Source organism: Moritella sp. (genome assembly GCF_013215705.1).
Taxonomy (GTDB): domain Bacteria; phylum Pseudomonadota; class Gammaproteobacteria; order Enterobacterales; family Moritellaceae; genus Moritella.
In genome coordinates, this window is the sequence record NZ_JABSQR010000004.1 from 1 (window position 1) to 23,632 (window position 23,632).

The window sequence follows — 23,632 nt, forward strand, 5'->3', positions numbered from 1 at the left end:
TAAAGCGGCTATCGCTGCTGCAATCGCCCGCGCTAAAGCCAAAAAAGCGGCAGCACAATCACAAAGTGAAGCAACGGGATCGATAACAGAACCGCCTGCGCCTGCCGTCGATGCCAAGAAAGCGGCTATCGCTGCAGCAATCGCCCGCGCTAAAGCCAAAAAAGCTGCCGCACAATCACAAAGTGAAGCAACGGGATCGACAACAGAACTACCGGCGCCTGCCGTCGATGCCAAGAAAGCCGCTATCGCTGCGGCCGTAGCCCGTGCTAAAGCAAAGAAAGCGGCAGCTAAAGAAACACCATCTACGCAACAGAAAACAACGGCAGCAGCAGCAGACTCACCTGCCCCTGCCGTTGATAACAAAAAAGCAGCTATTGCCGCAGCGATAGCGAAAGCAAAAGCGAAAGCAAAAGCGAAAGCAAAAGCGAAAGCAAAAGCGAAAGCAAAAAAACTAGCCCAACTTGGTGACAAATAACATGGCATTTAGATTAACAAGCTCTCCCCATAATCACAGTGGTAGCAGCACCAGTAACCTGATGCGTACCGTTATTTTAGCGACAATCCCAGGCATTGCCGCACAATGGTATTTTTTTGGTGCCGGTAACCTCATCCATATTGTTTTAGCTTGTCTAACTGCAATTATTACTGAAGCGGTATTTCTTAAGATACGTAAACAACCAATACTCAATCGCGTGAAAGATAACAGCGCATTATTAACAGGCTTGTTGATCGGCATTTCAATACCCGGCTTTGCACCTTGGTGGATTAGTGTCATGGGTGCAGTATTTGCGATTGGTATTGCAAAGCAGCTTTATGGTGGCTTAGGTCAAAACATCTTTAATCCTGCCATGGTTGCTTATGTAATGTTGCTTGTGTCATTCCCACTGCAAATGACAACTTGGCCACCAGTAAGTGAAATAACGGGTTATGAATTATCGTTATGGGATGTCTTTAATGTTATTTTTTCAGGTGTTACCTTAGACGGTCATACCGCACATCAGTTGATGCAAAATATTGACGGTATCACGATGGCAACCCCCCTTGATACCTTAAAGACTGGCCTTGCGATGGGTCATACGGTTAGCGAGATACAAGCCAAAGAACAATTCAGTTGGTTATCAGGTTTAGGCTGGGAATGGATTAATTTAGCCTTCCTCGCAGGCGGTGTTTATTTACTCAGTAAGCGTGCAATCCTGTGGTATATCCCAGTAGGCTTATTAGGTGGGCTATTTGTAATTAGCTTCATTGGTTTCCTATGGGATCCTGATTCTGTAGGTTCGCCAATCTTCCACCTGTTCTCTGGTGCAACCATGTTAGGCGCATTTTTTATTGCCACCGACCCGGTATCAGCATCAACAACACCAAAAGGTCGACTCATTTTCGGCGCATTAATTGGTTTATTAGTTTATGCGATTCGAACTTGGGGTGGTTATCCTGATGCAATGGCGTTTGCAGTATTACTCGCTAACATGTGTGTACCGTTAATAGATTATTACACTCAACCCCGTGTTTACGGTCATAAATAGGAGATCACCATGTTCGTATCAATGAGAAAAAATGGTGTAATACTCGCCTTATTTGCCCTTGCTTGTACCTCTGTAGTTGCGATCACGAATGCGGTAACGAAAGACCGTATTGCAGAACAAGAGCAAATCCAATTACTGAAAATTATTAATCAATTATTACCTGAAGATAGTCATGACAATAATATTTTCCAAAGCTGTAAATTAATGACCAATGAAGCGCTGCTTGGTACATCTGAGCCACAACGTATTTTCACTGCAACAAAAAATAATGAACCAGTGGGCTACGCCATTGAAGGTATTGCACCAAAAGGTTATAGCGGTAATATTAAACTCGTTGTCGGTGTTGATACCGTCGGTAAAGTCACGGGTGTACGTATTCTTGGACACAATGAGACACCAGGATTAGGTGACAAAGTGGAATACCGTAAATCAAACTGGCTAGATGACTTTGTTGACCAGACACTCACCGAAGAGAATGCACATACTTGGGCCGTTACTAAAGATGGCGGTGACTTTGATTCATTCACAGGTGCTACTATTACACCTAGAGCAGTTGTGAGTTCAGTGAAAAATATCCTCACCTTTTATCAATCAGATCAGTTCCCAGATCTAAGCAGTGCGCCTTCTTGTTGGAGTAAATCATGAGCCAATATCGCGATATTATCTATCAAGGATTATGGAAAAATAATCCAGGTTTAGTACAAGTATTAGGGCTTTGCCCCCTACTTGCCGTAACGGCAACCGTCACCAATGCAATGGGGCTAGGGTTTGCAACCTTGTTAGTACTTGTTGCGTCGAATACGACCATATCGCTGATACGTGAATACGTGCCAAAAGAGATCCGTATTCCTATTTTTGTCATGATTATTGCTTCATTTGTAACAACAGTACAATTACTTATGAATGCCTATGTTTATGAATTGTATCAATCACTTGGTATTTTCATTCCGTTAATTGTAACCAACTGCATTATTATTGGTCGTGCTGAAGCATTTGCATCACGTAATAAAGTCTTACCCTCTGCGGCTGATGGCTTCTTTATGGGTCTGGGTTTTGCAAGCGTATTAATTATATTAGGCGCCATTCGTGAAGTGTTAGGTCAAGGTACACTCTTTGACGGTATGGATTTATTGTTAGGTGACTGGGCAAGTGTATTGCGTATTGAAGTGTTTCATGCGGATACAAGCTTCTTACTCGCGATTTTAGCGCCCGGTGCATTCATCGGCATGGGCTTTTTGATGGCTCTAAAGCATATCATTGATGAACAGCTAGATAAACGCCGTAAAGCACAGCCTGTTATTGAAGTTAAACCGGAAGCAGAAACTGAATCAGCAACAAATTAATACGCTATTATTCCAGAACTAGAATCGTAGTTTACATAATAGTAAACAACTTGAGCCATACTGAATTATGATTATCAGTATGGTTTTTTATACCAATGGCATTAAATAAGTGAGCAATCATTTCATCAGAAAATGAAAACATATAGGATCAAGATATGAACAAGGATAAACGCCGTATTATTTTAGAGCGTCTGCGTGATAATAATCCCCATCCTGAAACTGAGTTAAACTTCTCTTCAGCATTTGAGTTACTCGTCGCTGTAACGCTGTCAGCTCAAGCAACAGATGTAAGCGTGAATAAAGCGACTAATAAACTTTTCCCTGTTGCCAATACGCCACAAGCGATCTTTGACTTAGGTGTTGAAGGGCTAAAAGGCTATATCAAAACCATTGGTTTATACAACACTAAAGCCAATAACGTCATTAAAGCCTGTCAAATCTTATTAGAGAAACACAATGGCATTGTACCCGAGAATTTGGATGCTTTAGTGGAACTACCCGGTGTGGGCAGAAAGACTGCGAATGTGGTATTAAACACTGCATTTGGGTGGCCGACAATCGCTGTTGATACCCATATCTTCCGCGTTTCAAACCGCACTAAATTAGCCATGGGCAAAAACGTTGATCAAGTAGAAGCAAAACTACTGAAAGTGATTCCAGCCGAATTTAAAGTTGATGTTCACCACTGGCTCATTTTACTCGGTCGCTATACCTGTATCGCCCGTAAACCACGCTGTGGCTCTTGCCTGATTGAAGATCTTTGTGAGTATAAAGACAAAATATACCCTGAAGAGTAGCTTTAATTTTAAGAACCGCAGTTTGGATATGAATAACAGTAAAAAGCCGCGTTCAAGTCATTGAACGCGGCTTTTTACTGTTTAGTACTGTTTTTAGCTATTATGCAAAAACAGGTTTACCAACAGGTAGAATTTCACGACCGTATTCGTTGTTCAGTACTTGCGCCATACTAAAGTACATTGCGCTTAAGCCACAGAAAATACCAACATAACCGGCGATCACACCAACAACTGCACTACCGCTAAAGTCGCGAGCAGCTAAAAGGAAAAATAATGCGGTTAGAGAAGCAAATACGATTTGTTTTGCACGCGGGTAACGTAAAGAACCAACAAACAAACCTGCAGTAAATAAGCCCCACAACAATAAATACCAGCCCATAAAGCCAGCTGGACTCGCCGCTATGCCCATTTTAGGCATTAAAATCAGACCAACTAATGTTAACCAAAAGAAGCCATACGAAGTAAAGGCTGTCGTTCCAAATGTATCACCACGCTTGTAGCACAAAATGCCCGCGATAACTTGACTAATACCACCGTAAAACATACCCATTGCAAGGATCATAGAATCCATAGGGAAAAAACCCGCATTATGGATATTTAATAAAACGGTAGTCATACCGAAGCCCATTAGGCCTAACGGTGCTGGATTAGCTAATTGTGTCGACATTAATATAAAACCTGTGGAATATAAAGAAGCAGCGATTGTAGATTAATAGTTCTAACAGAGCAATTAGATGCAGTTTAAAATATCGCCAAAATAATAAAAACAGCTATTTAAAGCTTGTTAAAACATTAAACACCACGCATTATTCATTCATTACAATGTATAAAATACAACCAAACACAACGATAAACACAACCCAACCAGCTGTTATATAAGGACTTTAATCTTACCCGTTATTTTAATTAATATTAAAGCGTTGGCGGAATTAAGTTATAAAAATAAATTGAAAAAAAGTTATATTTTATTTTCACAGTTATTACCTTTAAATATAACGAATTGTAATTATATCGTTATAGGTTATAGGTTATATAAAGTGTGTTCTTATATATTAAATAGCTAGGATCGTTGATCAATATAACTTTATCTTATATTGATTAAATAAGGAGCGTAATTTAATCACGAGTATTTATTGGATGATTGATACACTGTAACCTCAGCGTTACCATTCACCAACATTTTGCATTGAAGCCCAAGGTTCTTGTGGTATTAATTTGTCGCCTTTTTGTAATAACTCGATAGAAATGCCATCCGGTGAACGGATAAATGCCATATAGCCATCACGTGGGGGACGATTAATCATAACGCCTGCAGCCTGTAAATTTGCGCATGTGACATAAATGTCTTCAACTTCATAAGCAAGATGACCGAAGTTACGACCACCTTCATATTCTTCTTCATCCCAGTTATAAGTAAGTTCAAGCGTTGGACGAGAAGTCTGTTTCGCTTGTTCAGCATCGCCTGGCGCAGCTAAGAAGATAAGTGAAAAGCGTGCGGCTTCATAATCATTGCGTTTAACTTCGATTAAACCGAGTTTATTGCAGTAGAAATCTAAAGATGCTTCTAAGTTTTTGACACGAACCATAGTATGTAAAAATTGCATAACACGTCCTATACTGCTGAGTGATATTAAAGAATCGGTTGTCCTAATGATATCACAACGCGTTGATTTTTTTGTCGCTCAATAATATTACTATTCGATGCTATTTGGCTTTTTTCGCCATAACCATTGGTTTGTATTTCTAGGTTTTTAAGGCCATTGTCTAAAAAATATTGCTTAATATTCTCGGCACGTAGCGAGGATGTTTCTAAGTTTTGTAACTCATCACCGTAACTACCAGTATAACTATCCACAACCACAACATTAATATCAGGGCTATATTGTAAGAATTCGGTAATCATCGCTAGCCGTTGCTGACTCTGCTGTGTTAATTCATCACTTGCAGCATTAAAATCAAGTACTGAATAAGCAATGTCATCCAAGCTGTATGGGAGTAAATTGCTAACACACTCTAAGAATTCTTGATATTTATTTTGAAAATTCACTGAAGACAATCCAACGCTAATAAATTCACCGCCGCGATACCAGTCTCTAAAATAAAATGTTGGATAATCACCCGAATCTAACGAGTCAAGCATACGCCAAGCGGGTTGTTCACTCACATAACCCGAAAATTGGCGATATAATTTAACATCGGCAAGATCTCTCGCTGCACTGCCCGGCTTCCAGTTTGGCGGTACCGAACGTAACGACGCCATTTCAGCTTGTGCAGGCAAACGTTTCATGTCTAATTCAAAATCAAGGTTGATGAGCTTGGATGCGCGACTAGTAAAGATGGCTTGACCATAACGAGGAATATCATGCTTTAGACTGCATTGCACAGGCGTAGAACGACTATTTTCCCATTGTGAAAATTCATAATTAGCAGCATAATTTTTCATGCTAGCTGAAGCACTCGTTGAACCGAAAGCAACAAGTGAAGCAATTATAAAATGTTGGCAGTTATTCATACGGTTCAAAATCCTGTTTCTTCGGAGCCTATATTAACTTATCGGTATTGAATTAAATAACTTGAGGCCCTTTTCTAAAAAAGTTAAGCATATCTCAAAATACCGACGATAGTAAAAGCCCCTAAATGTCATTCCCTGTTGATTATGCCGACAACTAACAATAAATTCGCAAAGTTGATTAGAGGACATGCGATTATTATGGCATAATCCCAGACAAGTCAACACTAATAAATGATCACATGAGCACAACTGAAAAATCAGCTTTTAGCCAACGATTCCGTGGCTACTTCCCTGTTGTTATCGATATTGAAACAGCAGGATTTAATGCACAAACAGATGCTATGTTAGAGATCGCTGCTTCTATTCTTGAAATGGATGAAGATGGCTATCTTAAAATTTCGCATACTTTACACTTTAACGTTGAGCCATTTGAAGGAGCAAATTTAGAACAAGCGGCCTTAGACTTTACCGGTATCGACCCAACTAATCCACTACGTGGTGCAGTACCTGAACGCGAAGCGATCACCGAGATCTATAAAGCGGTTCGTAAAGGCTTGAAGGATACAGGTTGTCACCGTGCAATAATGGTGGCACACAATGCGGCTTTCGATCACGCTTTTTTAAGTGCTGCATCGAATCGAGAAAAGATTAAACGTAATCCTTTCCACCCTTTTGCTACATTTGATACCACCACACTGGCGGGTTTAGCGGTTGGTCAAACCGTTCTTGCTAAAGCATGTGTGGCTGCTGGTATTCCTTTTGATCATAAACAGGCGCATTCAGCTAAATATGATACAGAACAAACTGCGCAACTATTTTGCTATATTGTGAACAAATGGAAAGATATGGGCGGTTGGCCACTTCCTGTTCCAGAAGAAGAAACAGAACTAGAAACTGTAAGTGATGCCACGTTAAACACTGACAGCGAATAAATCATTATGCCCCTTTGTAACAACAAGTATCGCGAATCTTTCGAGACCCGTAATGTTGTAACTATAATAGGGGCAAAATATTTAACATGTGTATTATTTCTTAAAACTTCCCCTTAATACCGATGATCGTAGTATCTGTTTCACTTTCATAGCGAAAATGTAACACAGTCGCACCGTAACTGATCCCAGCAATACAACCTAACATATTTGCGGCCATATCATTTTTACTAAACTCGTTCCCTTCTTGGCTCGCATCATACGTTTCCTTCAATACACCAATAGACAATCCGACTAATAATGTCTGCCACCAACTCTCGGTGTACATCATAGTGGCACTGCAAATAATCGTTTCGCCAATAAAATGTTGCTGTTTATCGTTTTCTATACCTCCGGCATTTACGGAAGTAGAAATCAACATGAGTGAGACCAAAAATATACGTAGACACTGTGACGTCACTAGCTCAGCCAATTTATGTATCGTTCGGATAGATTTATTCACATAAGTCGAATAGGGAATAGTCTTAAGGATGAAATACCTATAAAAGCGAGTGCTGATTACAATAATATTGATTTTATTGTTATTTATTTTCGCTAAATTAATCATGAATTATTAAACACCATAAAAATCTAACAATGCAGCCTAAACACACCGATTCTAATTCGAGAAATCCACCATAAAAACTTAATAAGTACAAATTTATTTTATAACGCATTCCCGTGCAATTTAGGTGTTAACGCTAGATATAGTTAATTAAAATCCTATAAAGAACCCAGTAGGACAGTAATAAAAGAACAAAAACCCAAATACATAAAGTAATGCTAGCACTCAAAATACTCTTCGCAACAAATGATAAATATAAAAATAACTATCAAATAGTTAAGGATTTTCATTTTTAACGGCAATAGTTCACTGCATCTGCATAATTACCCATAAATAGACTTAAAATTCACTTATCTTATGCAGAATAGTTTTATATACTACCTTTAATAGAATTATTAACATTGGAAAGTAGATAAATGAATCCTGTAGTTATCGCAGTGCTAGCTATGTTAATCCTCAGTTTTATGCGGATTAATGTGGTTGTAGCACTCACAATTAGTGCCTTTTTAGGTGGGTTAATTGGTGGTTTACCTTTAGAAGAAGTTATTTCGGCCTTTAACTCAGGCTTAGGCGGTGGTGCGTCCATTGCATTAAACTATGCCATGTTAGGTGCATTTGCCGTTGCCATCTCTAAGTCAGGTATTACTGACCTATTAGCGAAAAAAATCGTGAGTCGTTTAGGTAAAGGGGATTCTCAGCGCCAAATTAACCGCTTTAAATATGGTTTACTATTCACCTTATTATTAGTTGCTATCTCATCACAGAACGTTATTCCTGTTCATATCGCTTTTATTCCCTTACTTATTCCACCACTACTTGGTGTAATGAATAAATTAAAACTAGATCGCCGCGCAGTTGCTTGTGTGATCACGTTTGGTTTAACGGCGACCTATATGTTCCTGCCTATCGGTTTTGGTGGTATCTTCTTAAACAATATTCTGCTTAAGAATCTAAATGATAATGGCGCAAATGTTGTTGCTGAACAATTACTAACAGCAATGGCACTACCTGTGTTAGGTATGGTCATTGGTTTAATTATTGCAGTGACATTTAGCTACCGTAAACCACGTGAATATTTTGTTGAAAGCGAATTAACCGCTAAAGAAGAAAAACCAGTTGAGTTTAACCCTCGCCATATCATCGTGGCAATGGTTGCTATTGTTGCAGCACTCGGTCTGCAGTTAACCTACAACTCAATCATTCTTGGTGCATTAACAGGTTTCATTATCTTTACGCTAGGTGGCGTGATCAAGTTCCACGAAACACAAGATATGTTCACCCGCGGTGTCCATATGATGGCGATGATTGGTTTCATTATGATCGCAGCATCAGGTTTTGCTGAAGTAATGAAAGCAACCAGCGGGGTTGACTCATTAGTTAATTCGATTGGCGGTGTCATTGGTGATAATAAAGGTCTGGCTGCATTATTAATGCTAGTGACAGGTTTATTAGTAACGATGGGGATTGGTTCATCTTTCTCTACAATCCCAATTCTTGCAACTATCTATGTACCACTTGCTTTGCAGTTTGGCTTCTCACCACTTGCAACTGCATCACTTGTGGGTACAGCTGCAGCGTTAGGTGATGCCGGTTCACCTGCATCTGACTCAACGTTAGGTCCAACGTCAGGTCTAAATGTTGATGGTCAACACGATCATATTCGAGACTCGGTGATCCCAACGTTCATCCACTATAATATCCCGCTTATTATCTTTGGTTGGATAGCTGCAGTGACACTGTAACAAGCTAAAATACACGTATTAAAAAGGGAAGCAATTGCTTCCCTTTTTCGTATTCTGATTATGGTTACAAGCGATTAATAGCGCTTATAACACAACGAACACTTAATCACTATTAACAGTTATTCAGCTTTCGCTTTTGCAGCTGCTGCGGCGATTAGAGGCTGTAGTTCACCTTGTTGGAACATTTCCATGATGATATCACAACCGCCAACTAGCTCGCCGTCAACCCATAGTTGCGGGAATGTAGGCCAGTTTGCGTATTTAGGTAACTCAGCACGGATATCTGGGTTTTGTAGAATATCAACGTAAGCAAATTGCTCACCACAATTAATGACAGCTTGTGACGCTTGTGAAGAAAAACCACAGCTAGGTAGTTTTGGCGATCCTTTCATATATAGGATGATTGAGTTTTCAGCAAGTTGTTGTTTGATTTTATCTAAAGTTTCCATTGTGTCCTCACAAATCTTAGCGTTTACATCTATTGTAGTTATAATTATTTAAACTCTAACCATAGAATGCATTATATAAATACAAATTTAGTCCGTCATTTTATGCTAATTATAGCTCGGTTAACACCGTTATTTTGTAGGGTTATTTTGTTTTATATTTAGTCTAATTGTTAAAAAATCACTTCCCTAGTTACAATTTATTCATTGGACAGTACAATTCCGCGCAAATACTTGAATATATTCAACACTAGCGTTAATATTCATCCCATAATTAAATCAATAATGAGCAATGGATAGCTTTTAGCTATCAATAAATAAGGAAATACCTATGAGTATTACACTACCAGCTTTACCGTACGCACAAGATGCACTTGAACCACATATCTCTGCTGAGACTCTTTCTTTCCATTACGGCAAACACCACAATACTTACGTGGTTAAGCTTAACGGTCTAATCGAAGGTACACCTTTTGCTGAAAAAACGTTAGAAGAAATCGTTAAATCTTCTGCAGGTCCAATGTTCAATAACGCGGCACAAGTATGGAACCATACGTTCTACTGGAACAGCCTTACTCCAAATGCAAAAGGCCAACCAGAAGGCGCTTTAGCTGACGCTATCAACGCTAAATTCGGTTCTTTCGAAGCATTCCAAACTGCATTCAACGACAAAGCAGTAAACAACTTCGGTTCAAGCTGGACTTGGTTAGTTAAAAACACTGAAGGCGAATTAGAAATCGTTAACACTTCTAACGCTGGTACTCCGATCACTGAAGCTGGTGTTACACCACTCATCACAGTTGATCTGTGGGAACACGCTTACTACATTGATTACCGTAACCTACGTCCTAGCTACCTTAAAGGTTTCTGGGCACTCGCTAACTGGGATTTCGCTGCCGCTAACTTCGCAGCTTAATTAACCTGTTAGTTTTAGGTTAGCCTTGGGCTGATCTTAGGTTAGAAAAGAATAAAAAACCGATAGTGCAAGCTATCGGTTTTTTATTGAGCTAGTATTACTAATACTAAATTGTTATGCTCCATCTCATTAAATTAATGACAAGGATGTCATTAATTAACTTTCAAGACTGAGGTCGCTATGAATTTTAGTAGTACATTTAAAGCTATATTGACATTGTCTATCCCAACAACATTAATGTTTACAGTCCTGTACTTATCAATTAACTAAGCTAATCAACTAATTGTTAATAAATTGTTAGTTAATTAGTTGTCTACCAAGTAATGAATGGGATAGGGTCGTTCCATCTACATATTCTAATTCACCACCCACGGGTACACCATGCGCAATACGGCTGGCTTTCACGCCATATTCTTGTGCGATCTCAGCAATATAATACGCAGTAGCCTCACCTTCCACGGTTGGATTGGTCGCCAGAATAAGCTCTTCATAATCACCTGATGCTAATAATTCAGCCAGTTTATCTAAACCAATTTCATCTGGTCCAATACCATCTAATGGCGATAAGTGACCCATCAATACAAAATATTGACCACTAAATTGATTAGTTTGTTCAATTGCAGCTACATCCGCAGGTCCTTCAACCACACATAATATTCTATCTATTTGACGCTTAGGATTTACACAGATAGCGCAAATATCTAATTCAGTCAGGGTGTTACATTGTTGACAGTGACCAATCTTAGTCATCGCCTTTTCTAAAGAATGCGCTAGAGAAACAGCATCGTCACGCTTACGCTCTAATATGTGAAACGCAATGCGTTGTGCAGACTTAGGTCCTACACCCGGTAAAATCTGTAGATCATGAATCAATTGATCTAGCAAAGGACTGAACTTCATTTATAACTCCAAAAAGAAATCCAGAACAAGCTGGGTTTCACATCTATTTTGAGCGCAATATTACATTAAATCGGATGCTTTGACATTTGTTTTTGTCGCCAATTTAGACTACAGGAGTTATACCTTAATCCTGTGTAGGAAGCATTACTGATGATCGGTACTTTAAATCCACGATGAAATACCGTAAATTTTTGTAAAAAAAATACATCCCTTGATCTAGCATTAAGACGCGCGTTAGATTTTAGTGAATACTAATAGATAAAAACATCAATGATTTCATATTGATACACCTTGTCACCATTAGATGCTGGATAGGTCGGACATTTCTGAATATTCGACTAATTTACAGACATTTTCACCAATTATATTATGACAACAATGATAGAATTAACGAAAGAAAGTGCGCATACTTGCTGGGAATTTTTCCAAAAACATCGCTGGGTTTCAGCAGAGTTTACCTTATCGCCCATCCTCGACTCCTGGAAACGCTGCATCCGCCAGACTTCTCCTTATGAATGGCATAAACCCAACGTTGCTTCGGGTAGTACGCTAAGCTCATTCATTCAGCGTAGCGCTGAGATTATTGCTATCGCAGAAACCGTACTCGAAGATGTCTACCAAATGTTAGATCCTAGAACATGTGTGATGCTGGTCACTGATGCGACGGGCTGTACCCTATCAATTCTGGGCAATGACAAAATAATTACCGATTTTAATGATTTGGGATTTAAAAAAGGAGCCTTCTGGACCGAAGGACGAGTTGGTACAAACGCTGTCAGTCTTAGTCTGCACACGCATGAACCAGCAAGCATTTTTGCTGCCCAACATTTTAATCAGCATCTGCATAAATACTGCACTCATGCGGCACCGGTGTTTAATACCGAAGGACGACTCACGGCCTGTCTGTTACTCATTACTCATGTCGAAAATTATCAACAATCTGATGCAGCCCTGATCGCTTCCTGTGCGAAAGAAACCAGTACATTATTGCAGCTGGAGAGGAATGTATCCGACGCTAATACACTGTTAGGCCAGCGAAATGCGGTACTCGAGTGTATGGACGACGGCATAATAGCTTGGGATCAAGATCGACACATCACCCTGATAAACAACCAAGCAGCGAGCACGTTTAATCTCGATAAAGATCGTGTTATCGGCATTCAACTTGAAAAACTTATCTTGTTACCACCGATAATTAAATCAGGTATTCAAGCACGTCTAAAACTGTCCCACTTAGAAATCACCTTTGAATCTCAGGGTAAGTTTATCGAAGCGTTAGTCACGTTAAGGCCTCTGCACGATGGCAGTTTTTTACTTTTCTTGCATCCGTTGGAAACCATGCGACGCTTTGCACAGCGCCACATAGGTAGCAACGTCGAGCTGAGTTTTAATTCGTTGGTCACCAATTCCAAAAAAATGCAAAAAATTCAGACCATCGCTAAACGAGCCGCCAAAACCAATGAGCCGATCTTATTAAAAGGTGAAGACGGGGTGGGGAAAAACAAGATCGCGCAGGCTATACACCATCTGAGTGATAAAAATAAAGGTCCTTTTATCACGATCAACTGCAAAAGTATTACGCCTGAAAATATGCTCAAAGAACTACTAGGTACTGACGATGGTGAAGGTCAGGCATCAAAATTTGAACTGGCTAGCGGTGGGACTATCTATCTAGAACAAATTGAGTTTTTATGTACTGAAATGCAATCTGCACTACTGCAAATACTGAAAACAAATCTGCTCATGCGCACGAACAGTAACCGAATGATACCGGTGAATTTTCAGTTAATTTCCTGCACCAGTGCCGACTTAGAGCAGTATATAAATCAGGATTCATTCCGACGTCAGTTGTATTACGCGATCAGTGCAGTAGAACTCGATATACCACCTCTACGACAGCGTAAAGAAGATATCATTGAACTGATCCAGCGACAGTTAAGACGACTTGAGAAGCGCTACAATACCCGCTTATCTATTAACGATGACGCCCTTGACGTGCTTTATCGTTATTCTTGGCCTGGCAATATTTCAGAACTACAGAATAAGATAGAAAAAATCGTACTTAACCGTAATGACGATATGATCACTACCGACGATCTACCAAACCAGTTTTTATCCTGTCCTATCGAAAAAGATATGTACGGAACGCCTTATGTCCAGAGTCTTGAAGCAATGGAAAAAAAAGCAATCGAGAGAGCGTGTGAAGTGTTCGACGGTCGTATCCACGACATCGCCGCAGCACTGCAGATCAGTCGTACCACACTGTGGCGAAAACTTAAAAAATATAATATTAGCGTAAAGTAGACGCATAACTAATCGTTAAAAAAGGCATGAAATAAAATTTCATGCCTTTTAAACATTAACCTAATTCTATCTGATTAAGCAGGTTGAACCTGCAAATTCTCCCGTGATTCATGATAATTAATTTTTCTAACCTTGGCTTTCAACGCCGGAATCATACTTGCACTGGCACTTAGCTTAGTCACACCCAAGCGAAGTAACAGTTCGGTCATTTCACTATCTCCCGCCATTTCACCACACATACTAACCGGTATATTGGCTTTCTTACCAGCGTTGCAGGTCATTGTGATAGCATTAATCACTGCGGGTTGTTTATAGTCAACTAGCTCAGCTACCGCCGGATTACCTCGATCTGCCGCCATTACGTACTGGGTCAAATCATTGGTACCAATAGAGAAGAAATCGGCTTCCAGCGCTAATTCATCCGCATTAAATACCGCAGCTGGTACTTCAATCATAATGCCGATCGCCAACGGATATTCTTCTTCAGGCAAATCTAGCTCTTCCCGACAGACTAAAATGAGGGCTTTAACCGCCCTGAGTTCTGACGGTAGCGCGATCATCGGGATCATCAACTGAATATTCGTATACTCTGCAGCGGCTCTGAGCACGGCTTTCAGCTGGTCCTTAAACAGTTTATCATCAGCCAAACATAGCCGTACTCCACGCAGACCAAGGAAAGGATTATCTTCCTCGGTCATCGGATACGACTGCAGTGGTTTATCTCCACCGACATCCAGACTTCGAATAGTCAACGGAAAGCCCCTCAGAGCCGCGGCAATATCACGATACACGATATATTGCTCGTGCTCTGACGGCAGCTCAACATGAGACTGGAACATAAACTCAGTCCGCAGCAGGCCGACACCTTCAGCGCCCGCATCAAGCGCAGCAGAAACATCCTCTAATCCGCCAATATTTGCCATGATATTAAATTGATAACCATCCGCGGTGATCGCTGGCTCTTGCGCTGCTAACAATTGATTATTAGCCTGATCAAGCCAGCGTTGACGGTGTTCATCAAGTTCCTGTTGTTTATCTTCAGTCGGCGTCAACCATAATAAACCACTAAAACCATCAACCGTCACCACCTGACCAGGTTCAACAAGCTCCAGACAGTTTTCAACCCGGATTATGGCTGGAATGCCCATCGCTCTGGCAAGGATCGCACTGTGTGATGTTTTACCTCCGCCACTTAAACAGATCGCTAATACCTTTTCAGGATCTAGCTGGGCAGTATCCGATGGTAACAGATCCTTAGCCAACAACACGGATGGCTGAGTAAGTTCAATTCTACCGCCCTGACCGTTTCCACATAATTGCAGCATAACCTGCCGAGCAATATCCATTACATCAGCCTCACGCTCACGCATATAAGCACTTTCTAATGAACGGTATTGCTCAGCCATGGCCGTTGTCGTATCTAACCAGGCCTGCTCAGCAATCACATGTTGTTCTACTCGTAGTCTGACATCCATAAGCAACTCAGGATCAGCCAGCATCAGCATGTGAGCTTTAAATATCTCCGCATGTTCCTTACCTAAAGTTAGTTCAGTATCGCTGGCCTGCTGCTCGAGCTGCTCGGTCACGTTGTGGATCGCATTATCCAATCGGGCATTTTCGATCTTAATCGATTCAAAATTACGCACCGGGATCGCAGGCATCACGGCGTCAAAATGTACCACAGGCCCCGTCACAATACCGGCGCACACAGCCAGTCCGGTCAGCGCCCCTTCCACCTTTTCCTGAGATGACGTAATACTTTGACTTGATGTGTCATTAATGCGCGATATATCAGCCTCTATCGATTCACCGAAGTGGCTATTAGCCAGGCGGATAAATTCAGTAACCGCCAAATCAGCTTCGACACCAGTGGCATACAGACAGATCTCATCGCCACACTGTACATTAAGTTTTGCAATCGCATTCAGACTCTTCGCATTCCCTCGCTCACTCTGCCTTTCCAGTTCAATGGTCGCATCAATAGCAGCCATCGTCGTCACTATCAGTGCGGCCGGCCGAGCATGAATACCGTGCGGGTTTTGTACCACCCATGTCGTTGATAACGCTTCAGCATCATCCACGGCAGGTGCTGGCGTAGCAACGGACATCACAGGGTCAGGTTCATCCCCCAAATGGCTCTGTTTACCGGCCAGAGCCCCCATCGCTTCGGCTCTAACCATGTCAATCGGCAAATTAGCCGCGGCGGCAACGGCTGCCGCCATCGCGCCTTCCACAATCGGAGCAGAACAAAGCTGAACCGTTCCAGCTACTTCTGGTGGCAGCAGCTCAATAGCAACCTCAGTACTTAATAGCGCACTACCTAAATCCATTAACACAAGTACGCCACTTTCATCATGAACCTCTTCGATAGCAGACATCACTCGAATGCTATCGGTTCCGATAGGATACTGTTCATCATCAATACCGCCAGCAATAGCGATATTACATTTGCCCTGTGTCATCTGGGTTACCAGTTCAACAACGCCTTCGGCTAATCGTCGACTATGTGAGACAATTACGATACCAACCATTTTAATTACCCCGCAGAAACAATACGTTGCAAAGACTTAACCATCATCATACTTGATGTAGCGCCGGGATCCTGATGACCAATACTGCGCTTACCAAGGTAACTTGCGCGACCTTTCTTGGCCTGCATCTCAATCGTTGCAATCACGCCCTCGTCCGCGGCTTGAACCATCAATTCCAGCGCCTTTTCTAACGGTAATCCTTGCTCTATAGCAGCGTTACCGGCATCGACTACTGGCCACCAGACATCACACATGGTTTTATCACCAATGTTCGCTCTACCCCGGGAAACAACCCCTTCAACACCGGCAGTAAGCATGTTGACAAACTCTTCCAAGTTCAGCTTTTCTTTGCCGGTTACAACTCCCGCTGCGCGGATATAAAATGTGCCGTACAAAGGACCACTCGCACCACCAACACTCGACAACAATGTCATACCAGTGGTTTTCATAATGGTACTGATATCTTGCTTTTCGATACTCGGAATTTTTTCCGCGACTCGTTCAAAACCACGATTCATGTTCAGACCATGATCAGCATCCCCGATATCAGTATCAAGCTGAGTCAGAAAATCTCGCTGTTCAACAAAAATGTCGGCGCAATCTTTTAACCAAGCCAAGATGTGCTCTTTTTTTACATACATAGTCATCATCCTTAACAGCCCCAACGCAATGCAGGAGTATTCACTGGTGCATCCCAAAGTCTTAAGATTTCATCATCTGCTTTTAATAACGTAATTGAGAAACCTTCCATATTCAGTGAAGTGCAGTAATTGCCAATCAAATTACGCGCTATTTTATATCCAGCACTTTCACAATTTTGGTGTAGTCTGCGGTACGCGCCGTACAATTCAGAGCCAGGGGTTCCGCCTAAACCATTCACCAATACAATGTAGTCACTATCTGCTTTAAACTCTTCAGTGACCACTTCAACATCCTGCCACTCACCCAACTCACGGTTCCATTCACGTAATTCTCGAGTATACGGCGGACAATCAATTAGCTCTGCAAACATCTGATCAACCAAACTGTCTAGATCTTTATAAGTACGTCGTTCAATACCAGGTTCACCGTGAATGCCAACACCAAATTCAATTTCATCATCCGCTAAAACAAACGACGGTTTACCTGCGGCAGGGACTACACAAGCAGATAAAGCAACCCCGAATGAACGAGATATATTATTCACACGTCGCGCTAATTTTTCACATTGTTCAAGGCTATAGCCCTCTTCCGCTGCCGCACCAACAATCTTCTCGACCAACACAGTTGCAGCAACACCACGACGACCAGCTGTATATAGGCTATCTTTTACCGCAACATCATCATCAATCAATACTGAGCCGACTTTAATACCATCGGCATGTAACATCTCAACCGCAGTTTCAAAATTAAGCACATCGCCAGTATAATTTTTAATAATAAACAGAATACCGTTATCATTATTAATTTTATGACCACACTCATACATTTGATCTGGCGTTGGTGAACTAAAAATTTCGCCCGGGCACGCAGCTGTTAACATACCTTTGCCAATAAATCCTGCGTGTAATGGTTCATGTCCGTTACCACCACCTGATAATAAAGCTACTTTTCCTTGAGCATCATCTCGCCATATATAACGTGGGTCTAATGATAATTTTAATTCTGGGTGAGCAAGATTAAGGCCTTCAACCTGTTCTTTAACCACGTTTTCAATTTTGTTAATTAATTTTTTCATTGTATAGCTCCAATTGGTTACTTTTTAAATATTAACCCTAGTATCAACAAATAAACGTGGACTGCAAACCGCTATTTATTTGTTTCAAATTGAAACGGGAAACATAAAAAATGGATTCAAAATGAAACAAAACTTAATGTCAGATAACATAACGTGATTGATCTCAAAGTATTAATTCTCACATAGTAAAAAAAATGCTTATTTGTGCATGCCATCATGGATAAAATGTTAAAAACAAATGATTTAGTTACCTTTGTCAGCGTTTGATTTAAGTTGATTACAAGCTTGAAAGCAGCAGCATTGTTTACTTAAAGCTGAATCTAATCATTAAAATCAATGTGAAAATCAATGTATAAAGGAATTAATCATGGATAAAATTATTATATCTCCAAGTAAATATGTACAAGGCGAAAATATACTTGCAAGTATTGGTCAATATGTAAAACCCATCGGTGGTAATCCAATGGCAATTGCAGATGGTTTTGTGACCGACTTAGTCAGCGAAACTGTTAAAGAAAGCTTTTTGCAAGCAGATATGCCGTTGAACATGGAGTTATTTAATGGTGAATGTTCTCGACCTGAAATTGAACGATTACTCGCAATCACTAAAGAAGTTAAAGCAGATGTGATCATCGGTATCGGTGGTGGTAAAACATTAGATACAGCAAAATCAATTGGTTTTTATCTACACATTCCAGTGGTAGTAGTACCAACCATCGCGTCTACAGATGCACCAACAAGTGCGTTGGCTGTGATTTACACCCCTGAAGGTGAATTCAGCGAATACCTTATGATCCCGACCAACCCGAATATGGTCCTAATGGACACCAAGATCATTGCTGGCGCACCGGCGCGGTTATTAGTCTCTGGTATCGGTGATGCGTTATCGACTTATTTCGAAGCACGTGCTTGTGCAGTTTCTGGAGCCTCGACTATGGCAGGTGGCGCCCCGACCCTCGCCGCCCAAGCTCTGGCTAAACTTTGCTATGAAACCATACTTGAAAATGGTCTGAAAGCGAAAGTTGCAGTAGAAAATAACTTATCGTCTCCCGCCGTTGAGAATATCATCGAAGCGAATACTTATTTAAGTGGTATCGGTTTTGAAAGTAGTGGTCTTGCTGCCGCTCACGCGATTCACAATGGTCTGACTAAGTTAGAAGAATGTCACCACCTGTATCATGGTGAAAAAGTGGCATTCGGTACCCTAGTACAACTCGTACTGGAAAATGCAGCAATGGAAGAGATCGACACCGTCATTAACTTCTGTCGTGAACTAGGCTTGCCAACGAATTTACATGACATGGGGGTTAAGGAACTTAACCGCGAAAAACTGATGGAAGTTGCTGAAGCATCTTGTGCTGAAGGCGAAACAATCCATAACATGCCGTTTGAAGTAACGCCAACAGCAGTACTGTCTGCCATTCTGGTCGCACACAATCTGGGTTCGCGTAAATAACCTATAACCCGTTTTAAACTAAAAATGCCGCTATCATTAGCGGTTTTTTTTATGCCTAATACTTAGCAATTACATCAATATCGTATTTTGTGTTGTGCTCTCGCCTTTCAGCCGTTAAACTTCGGCCTCCCGAATTATTGGTTTCGCTAAAAATTAATCGCTTTTTTAGCCAGTGGGTATTCACTATATTGGGTTAAACCGTTTATATCTGGACATCACAGACTAATCTGCTACAGGTAACATTATGATTAACCACTTTAGTGTGCTTGGTATCAAGCCGAACGCAAATGAAGACGACATTAAGAAAGCCTACAAACGTCTATCGAATCGGTTTCACCCTGATAAATTACTCGGCGCATCAGACGATGAGAAAGTGCATGCTGAAGCTCAGCTGCAACGAGTAAGACACGCTTATGAAGTACTTTCAAATCCTAAGCTAAAACGTGATTTTGTAAAAAACTTCAGTAACGTTATTGTGACCGACCCTGCTGCCGCAATGCGCGAGCTGTGGGATCAATTTTATTCTATAAATTAATTTCTGAGCACTCATGACAAAAGCACTAGATCTATCACGTATTGATGAATTAAAAGAAAATGCATATAGCAATATCGAATCTTATAACGATCCCGATACGCCAGATGCACTTGCGAAATTTACGAGCCAAATTAAAGCTGTTTTATTAGCTGATCCAAAGTTACTTGAGTCTGTTCCTGAGTACTTACCTATTGCGCTTTATGATCAGGTTAAATTCCCAGCGGAAGCAAAAAACAAGTGGGCTCATTGGGTCAAAGAAGGTATTCAGCCTGAGTGGGATGAATTTAAAACCACTGTCGCATTTAATAAGACCGACTTACCACTTGTGTTAGCTGTAAAAAATTACTCTGAGACCTTATTAATAGAGAGCTGTATCGTCCTCTTCTTATTGGCGAATGACAACAAGTCAGCCGCGACAAATACAGGGCAAGATGATGACTACATCGAAGATCAAGAAGAAGAAGCTTATTACGACCCATTTGATGAGGAAGAGGAAGAGCAATAATGAATAGCTTAATTGAAACAGCCGTAATCGAAATCAAACAACTTGCCGATGTAGAACCGCAACAGGCCAGTAAGAAATTTGAGTTATTGGCTAGCACCATGACCGATGACGTTTTGATTGAAGTGATCGAGCAGATGGATATCGTAACCTTAACGCAGATTAACAGTCATCATGATATTTCTTGCCCTTCAATCATGTCTGAGCTGATGACCCCTGAGCAGATCCGCGATATTGTTTGTCAGCAACCGTTATATTGGGAAGAAAAGGTTAAGAACAACGCGGATGAATTAATTCAACATACGTTTGATTTTTTAACTTATCTTATCCGAATTCAATCTACTGAAGCGAAACAAACAGCGATTTTAGAGTGTATAGCTGAAGATCAAGCGGGTCTTTTTTACCTGTCGATCCCATTTATTGAATACCTATTAGCACCCGCGGTAGAAGCAGATCATCACAGCCACATTACTGATAACTATGATGATGAAGATGATGGCGAAACCGTTGGTTTTACTGACCGCAGTGAACAAGAAGAGGCGCACAGCTTGAGCCTTGATGATCCACGCAGCCTATTAGCCCTGATCCGTGAACTGGCCCCAGATGTTGAAAAATCAATTAAGAATTTACTGCGTAGCGAAAACTCAAGCTGGGTGGCTATCATCGACAGTTTCGTCAATGAATTAGTACTTCAAGCAAAAGAGAAAAACGAAGTAAATGATGAATACGCTGAAGTTGATGACATGTTTAGTTTTCTTGATTAAGGACTCCATTAATGCAAATTGTACTAAGAGACAGCAATCAAGGTCCTTTTTTAACTAAAGTATTAGATTATGCGCAATCAGAAGCGCTATTAGATGAAGCACAACTTGCCGAAATCAAAAGCAAGGCTGTATTGATGAGCCTTAAGCTGGCAGATAAATTTTATAATAAACATAAAATGCATCTGCTAGAAAATGCGGCTTTCGATGTGATCGGGGTAGTGAGCTTGGGATTGATGTCGCTCAGTAATCATGACCTAACTCAAGCACTTAAACTGATTGTAGCACCAAACGGCATTGTAAAATCGTTCCAGAAAGGTTGGAGCATGCTGAGTCGTGTAAGCAAGTATAAGCTAAACGGTAAATCAGTATATGGCGATATAGATCCTATGCTACTCGATAAAATATCAACACCGAGTGATGCTGATGAATGGCAAGGCTGGCAGAGCTATCAAGACGCGCTGTTAGACTTTAATCGTGAAGAGTCTATTGTCGGTTTGTTAAAGCAGTTTTACGCGCAAACAAGCTACGATCCTTTAGATTGTTTAAGCCTCGAAAGCGTGTTTGCAGAAATCGTACTGTACCGTCTATTTTTTGGTCCCGTTAAAGTAAGACCGGATCTTAAGCAACGCGTAGCTAAAATTGAACTTGAAGACGTCTGGTTCTCGATTGAGCATATAGACCAACAAATTAAGCTAACATTGTCCGAGTTGCCATCACAACTTGCCGAGATCATAAAGCTTGAACTGGGTAAATATTTTACCGCTGGTTTATTGCGCACATTAACGTTTGCTAAAAACTATCGTGAACTGCGCTTCCAAGATGCGAGTCCAGAGCGATTAGAACGATTTGAATATAAAGAAGGGCTAACAGGTTTGTTAGGTTGGCCAGTCTACATCGTAATGTGATATCTATAAAGATTCACAGGATTAACGAATGATAAAAAGCGGGAATATCCAATCGGGTATTCCCGCTTTTTTTATACCCACAGATAGCGTTTAGCATATCCTATGAATATCCTATTCACGTCATACATAATATATTGCAATATACAAAATGCAGTAGCTATGAGTTTAAAAAACGGAATTTAATCCAAAACAACAAGGTGACCAACTGTCTCATAAATGTGGCAGGTAGTATTTTTTTAACCATTTAGGGATATATTTATTTTATTTACTTTGTATTCTTTATATAATAAAAATCATTGGGCAACCGGTCCGGTGATTCAATCCAAAATGTAACATAATTGGATATTTTGACGCGTTTAAAAGGAATGATGTGCGCCATGAAATTAAAAATTAATACCATAAATAGCGATGATATAAGTTACACTTCAGATCAGGGAATGTTAGTAACAGATAAAGCTCATATATTAATACGACGAAATTTATTAAATTTATTCACTAAAGAAGATCGAGATAAAATACGCATTGCCGCAGGATATACAGAATCTCATGAATATAATCAAACGTTCTTATCTGTACTTTTTACACTGTTTATAACTTTTTTACTCCTAGCTATACCAATGTCACCAGCTCCAGTGACTATCTTCAATACAGTACAGCCAGCTGGAATTTTAATTTTTCCATTAACATTCATTATTATTGATTCGGTAAATGAGCTATTTGGATACAGATATGCTCGAAAACTATGTATCATCGCATCATCTATCATGCTTCTTGCAGCGTTGCTAACATATATAAGTTTGTCTGTTTTTGATATTTCAGGCGCATACCAAGAAGTGTTTGGAAAATTACCGCGCTTATACTTAATTAATGCATTATGTATTATTATTGCAGACCAATTAAATAATAAATTTTTTAGTTACTTTAAGGCTAAGCTGTCTTTTTCTGCACTCTACTTACGCTGTATATTATCAACAGCGATAGGTCAGATTGCATATACTATTCTCTGGATCACTATATTTTTTGGTACGAGTGTTAATGTTGCACTATTGTCTCGTATTTCAGATAACTACATGTTCAAAGTTGGCTATTCAATTGCCCTTATCCCAGTTACATATTTAATCGTTTTATTGTATAGACAATATAGACCTCTTGACCTTTAACATCGGCTAAAATAACTATTAAAACCTTGATGGACAGTTCTTT

At 40.4% G+C, this 23,632-nt stretch carries 23 protein-coding genes and 1 pseudogene; 15 read left to right on the forward strand and 9 right to left on the reverse strand.

Going from position 1 to position 23,632, the window contains the following annotated elements:
- The 5 genes and pseudogenes from HRT96_RS00380 to nth form a co-directional block, all read left to right on the forward strand.
- A pseudogene (locus HRT96_RS00380) lies at positions 1-475 on the forward strand (electron transport complex subunit RsxC); the annotation flags it as partial.
- A 1-nt stretch (position 476) separates the two neighbouring features.
- Entirely contained in the window at positions 477-1,526 is a 1,050-nt protein-coding gene (rsxD, locus tag HRT96_RS00385) for an electron transport complex subunit RsxD (RefSeq protein ID WP_293150612.1), read from the forward strand.
- Positions 1,527-1,535: 9 nt separating this feature from the next.
- A complete protein-coding gene (gene rsxG / locus HRT96_RS00390; RefSeq protein WP_293150615.1) occupies positions 1,536-2,171 on the forward strand; it encodes an electron transport complex subunit RsxG in 636 nt (211 codons plus the stop codon).
- Positions 2,168-2,869 (forward strand): electron transport complex subunit E, encoded by a 702-nt coding sequence (locus tag HRT96_RS00395; protein ID WP_293150618.1) that lies wholly within the window; start codon positions 2,168-2,170, stop codon positions 2,867-2,869. Before rsxG ends, HRT96_RS00395 begins: the two co-directional genes overlap by 4 nt.
- 155 nt (positions 2,870-3,024) lie before the next feature.
- On the forward strand, positions 3,025-3,666 hold the full coding sequence (gene nth / locus HRT96_RS00400; RefSeq protein WP_293150621.1) for an endonuclease III: 642 nt from the start codon (positions 3,025-3,027) through the stop codon (positions 3,664-3,666).
- A gap of 100 nt (positions 3,667-3,766) precedes the next feature.
- Here the strand turns inward: nth and HRT96_RS00405 are convergent, their stop codons facing one another.
- The 3 genes from HRT96_RS00405 to HRT96_RS00415 all read right to left on the reverse strand — a co-directional run bounded on the left by HRT96_RS00405 (position 3,767) and on the right by HRT96_RS00415 (position 6,178).
- On the reverse strand, positions 3,767-4,333 hold the full coding sequence (locus HRT96_RS00405) for an acetate uptake transporter (RefSeq protein ID WP_293150624.1): 567 nt from the start codon (positions 4,331-4,333) through the stop codon (positions 3,767-3,769).
- A 496-nt stretch (positions 4,334-4,829) separates the two neighbouring features.
- A complete protein-coding gene (gene gloA / locus HRT96_RS00410) occupies positions 4,830-5,270 on the reverse strand; it encodes a lactoylglutathione lyase (RefSeq protein WP_293150627.1) in 441 nt (146 codons plus the stop codon).
- Between the two features lie 26 nt (positions 5,271-5,296).
- Positions 5,297-6,178, reverse strand: coding sequence for an OmpA family protein (locus HRT96_RS00415; protein WP_293150630.1), 882 nt, complete (start codon positions 6,176-6,178; stop codon positions 5,297-5,299).
- A gap of 239 nt (positions 6,179-6,417) precedes the next feature.
- Here HRT96_RS00415 and rnt point away from each other — a divergent pair, with 239 nt between their 5' ends.
- Positions 6,418-7,110, forward strand: coding sequence for a ribonuclease T (gene rnt, locus HRT96_RS00420; protein WP_293150633.1), 693 nt, complete (start codon positions 6,418-6,420; stop codon positions 7,108-7,110).
- Between the two features lie 100 nt (positions 7,111-7,210).
- On the opposite strand, the gene HRT96_RS00425 is transcribed toward rnt, so the two are convergent.
- Positions 7,211-7,528: a hypothetical protein gene (locus tag HRT96_RS00425; RefSeq protein ID WP_293150636.1), complete on the reverse strand. Its 318-nt coding sequence runs from the start codon at positions 7,526-7,528 to the stop codon at positions 7,211-7,213.
- 599 nt (positions 7,529-8,127) lie between these two features.
- Between HRT96_RS00425 and HRT96_RS00430 the strand changes: the two genes are divergently transcribed.
- Positions 8,128-9,453, forward strand: a complete 1,326-nt coding sequence (locus HRT96_RS00430; protein WP_293150639.1) for a Na+/H+ antiporter family protein — start codon at positions 8,128-8,130, stop codon at positions 9,451-9,453.
- A gap of 119 nt (positions 9,454-9,572) precedes the next feature.
- On the opposite strand, the gene HRT96_RS00435 is transcribed toward HRT96_RS00430, so the two are convergent.
- Positions 9,573-9,902, reverse strand: a complete 330-nt coding sequence (locus HRT96_RS00435; protein ID WP_045110952.1) for a Grx4 family monothiol glutaredoxin — start codon at positions 9,900-9,902, stop codon at positions 9,573-9,575.
- Between the two features lie 328 nt (positions 9,903-10,230).
- Between HRT96_RS00435 and HRT96_RS00440 the strand changes: the two genes are divergently transcribed.
- The gene (locus tag HRT96_RS00440) at positions 10,231-10,815 is read left to right on the forward strand and encodes a Fe-Mn family superoxide dismutase (RefSeq protein ID WP_293150660.1); all 585 of its coding nucleotides are present in this window, start codon (positions 10,231-10,233) and stop codon (positions 10,813-10,815) included.
- Positions 10,816-11,112: 297 nt separating this feature from the next.
- Here the strand turns inward: HRT96_RS00440 and recR are convergent, their stop codons facing one another.
- Complete coding sequence (gene recR / locus HRT96_RS00445; protein ID WP_293150662.1) at positions 11,113-11,715, reverse strand: recombination mediator RecR; 603 nt, start codon at positions 11,713-11,715, stop codon at positions 11,113-11,115.
- Positions 11,716-12,093: 378 nt separating this feature from the next.
- On the opposite strand from recR, the gene dhaR reads away from it, so the two are divergent.
- Positions 12,094-14,019, forward strand: coding sequence for a dihydroxyacetone kinase operon transcriptional regulator DhaR (gene dhaR / locus HRT96_RS00450; RefSeq protein ID WP_293150665.1), 1,926 nt, complete (start codon positions 12,094-12,096; stop codon positions 14,017-14,019).
- 74 nt (positions 14,020-14,093) lie between these two features.
- Here dhaR and ptsP read toward each other — a convergent pair whose 3' ends face one another.
- The 3 genes from ptsP to dhaK are packed head-to-tail and all read right to left on the reverse strand — an operon-like array spanning position 14,094 to position 18,267.
- Positions 14,094-16,550, reverse strand: coding sequence for a phosphoenolpyruvate--protein phosphotransferase (gene ptsP, locus HRT96_RS00455; RefSeq protein WP_293150668.1), 2,457 nt, complete (start codon positions 16,548-16,550; stop codon positions 14,094-14,096).
- A 5-nt stretch (positions 16,551-16,555) separates the two neighbouring features.
- Entirely contained in the window at positions 16,556-17,191 is a 636-nt protein-coding gene (gene dhaL, locus HRT96_RS00460) for a dihydroxyacetone kinase subunit DhaL (protein WP_293150671.1), read from the reverse strand.
- Between the two features lie 11 nt (positions 17,192-17,202).
- Complete coding sequence (dhaK, locus tag HRT96_RS00465; protein WP_293150674.1) at positions 17,203-18,267, reverse strand: dihydroxyacetone kinase subunit DhaK; 1,065 nt, start codon at positions 18,265-18,267, stop codon at positions 17,203-17,205.
- 367 nt (positions 18,268-18,634) lie between these two features.
- Between dhaK and HRT96_RS00470 the strand changes: the two genes are divergently transcribed.
- The 6 genes from HRT96_RS00470 to HRT96_RS00495 all read left to right on the forward strand — a co-directional run bounded on the left by HRT96_RS00470 (position 18,635) and on the right by HRT96_RS00495 (position 23,589).
- On the forward strand, positions 18,635-19,723 hold the full coding sequence (locus HRT96_RS00470; protein ID WP_293150677.1) for a glycerol dehydrogenase: 1,089 nt from the start codon (positions 18,635-18,637) through the stop codon (positions 19,721-19,723).
- 244 nt (positions 19,724-19,967) lie between these two features.
- The gene (locus HRT96_RS00475; RefSeq protein WP_293150680.1) at positions 19,968-20,258 is read left to right on the forward strand and encodes a J domain-containing protein; all 291 of its coding nucleotides are present in this window, start codon (positions 19,968-19,970) and stop codon (positions 20,256-20,258) included.
- A 13-nt stretch (positions 20,259-20,271) separates the two neighbouring features.
- Entirely contained in the window at positions 20,272-20,763 is a 492-nt protein-coding gene (locus tag HRT96_RS00480) for a hypothetical protein (RefSeq protein WP_293150683.1), read from the forward strand.
- Positions 20,763-21,524 (forward strand): hypothetical protein, encoded by a 762-nt coding sequence (locus HRT96_RS00485; RefSeq protein WP_293137406.1) that lies wholly within the window; start codon positions 20,763-20,765, stop codon positions 21,522-21,524. Before HRT96_RS00480 ends, HRT96_RS00485 begins: the two co-directional genes overlap by 1 nt.
- An 11-nt stretch (positions 21,525-21,535) precedes the next feature.
- Positions 21,536-22,429 (forward strand): hypothetical protein, encoded by an 894-nt coding sequence (locus HRT96_RS00490; protein WP_293150686.1) that lies wholly within the window; start codon positions 21,536-21,538, stop codon positions 22,427-22,429.
- 377 nt (positions 22,430-22,806) lie between these two features.
- Complete coding sequence (locus HRT96_RS00495) at positions 22,807-23,589, forward strand: queuosine precursor transporter (protein WP_293150689.1); 783 nt, start codon at positions 22,807-22,809, stop codon at positions 23,587-23,589.
- The last annotated feature ends 43 nt before the right edge of the window (positions 23,590-23,632 follow it).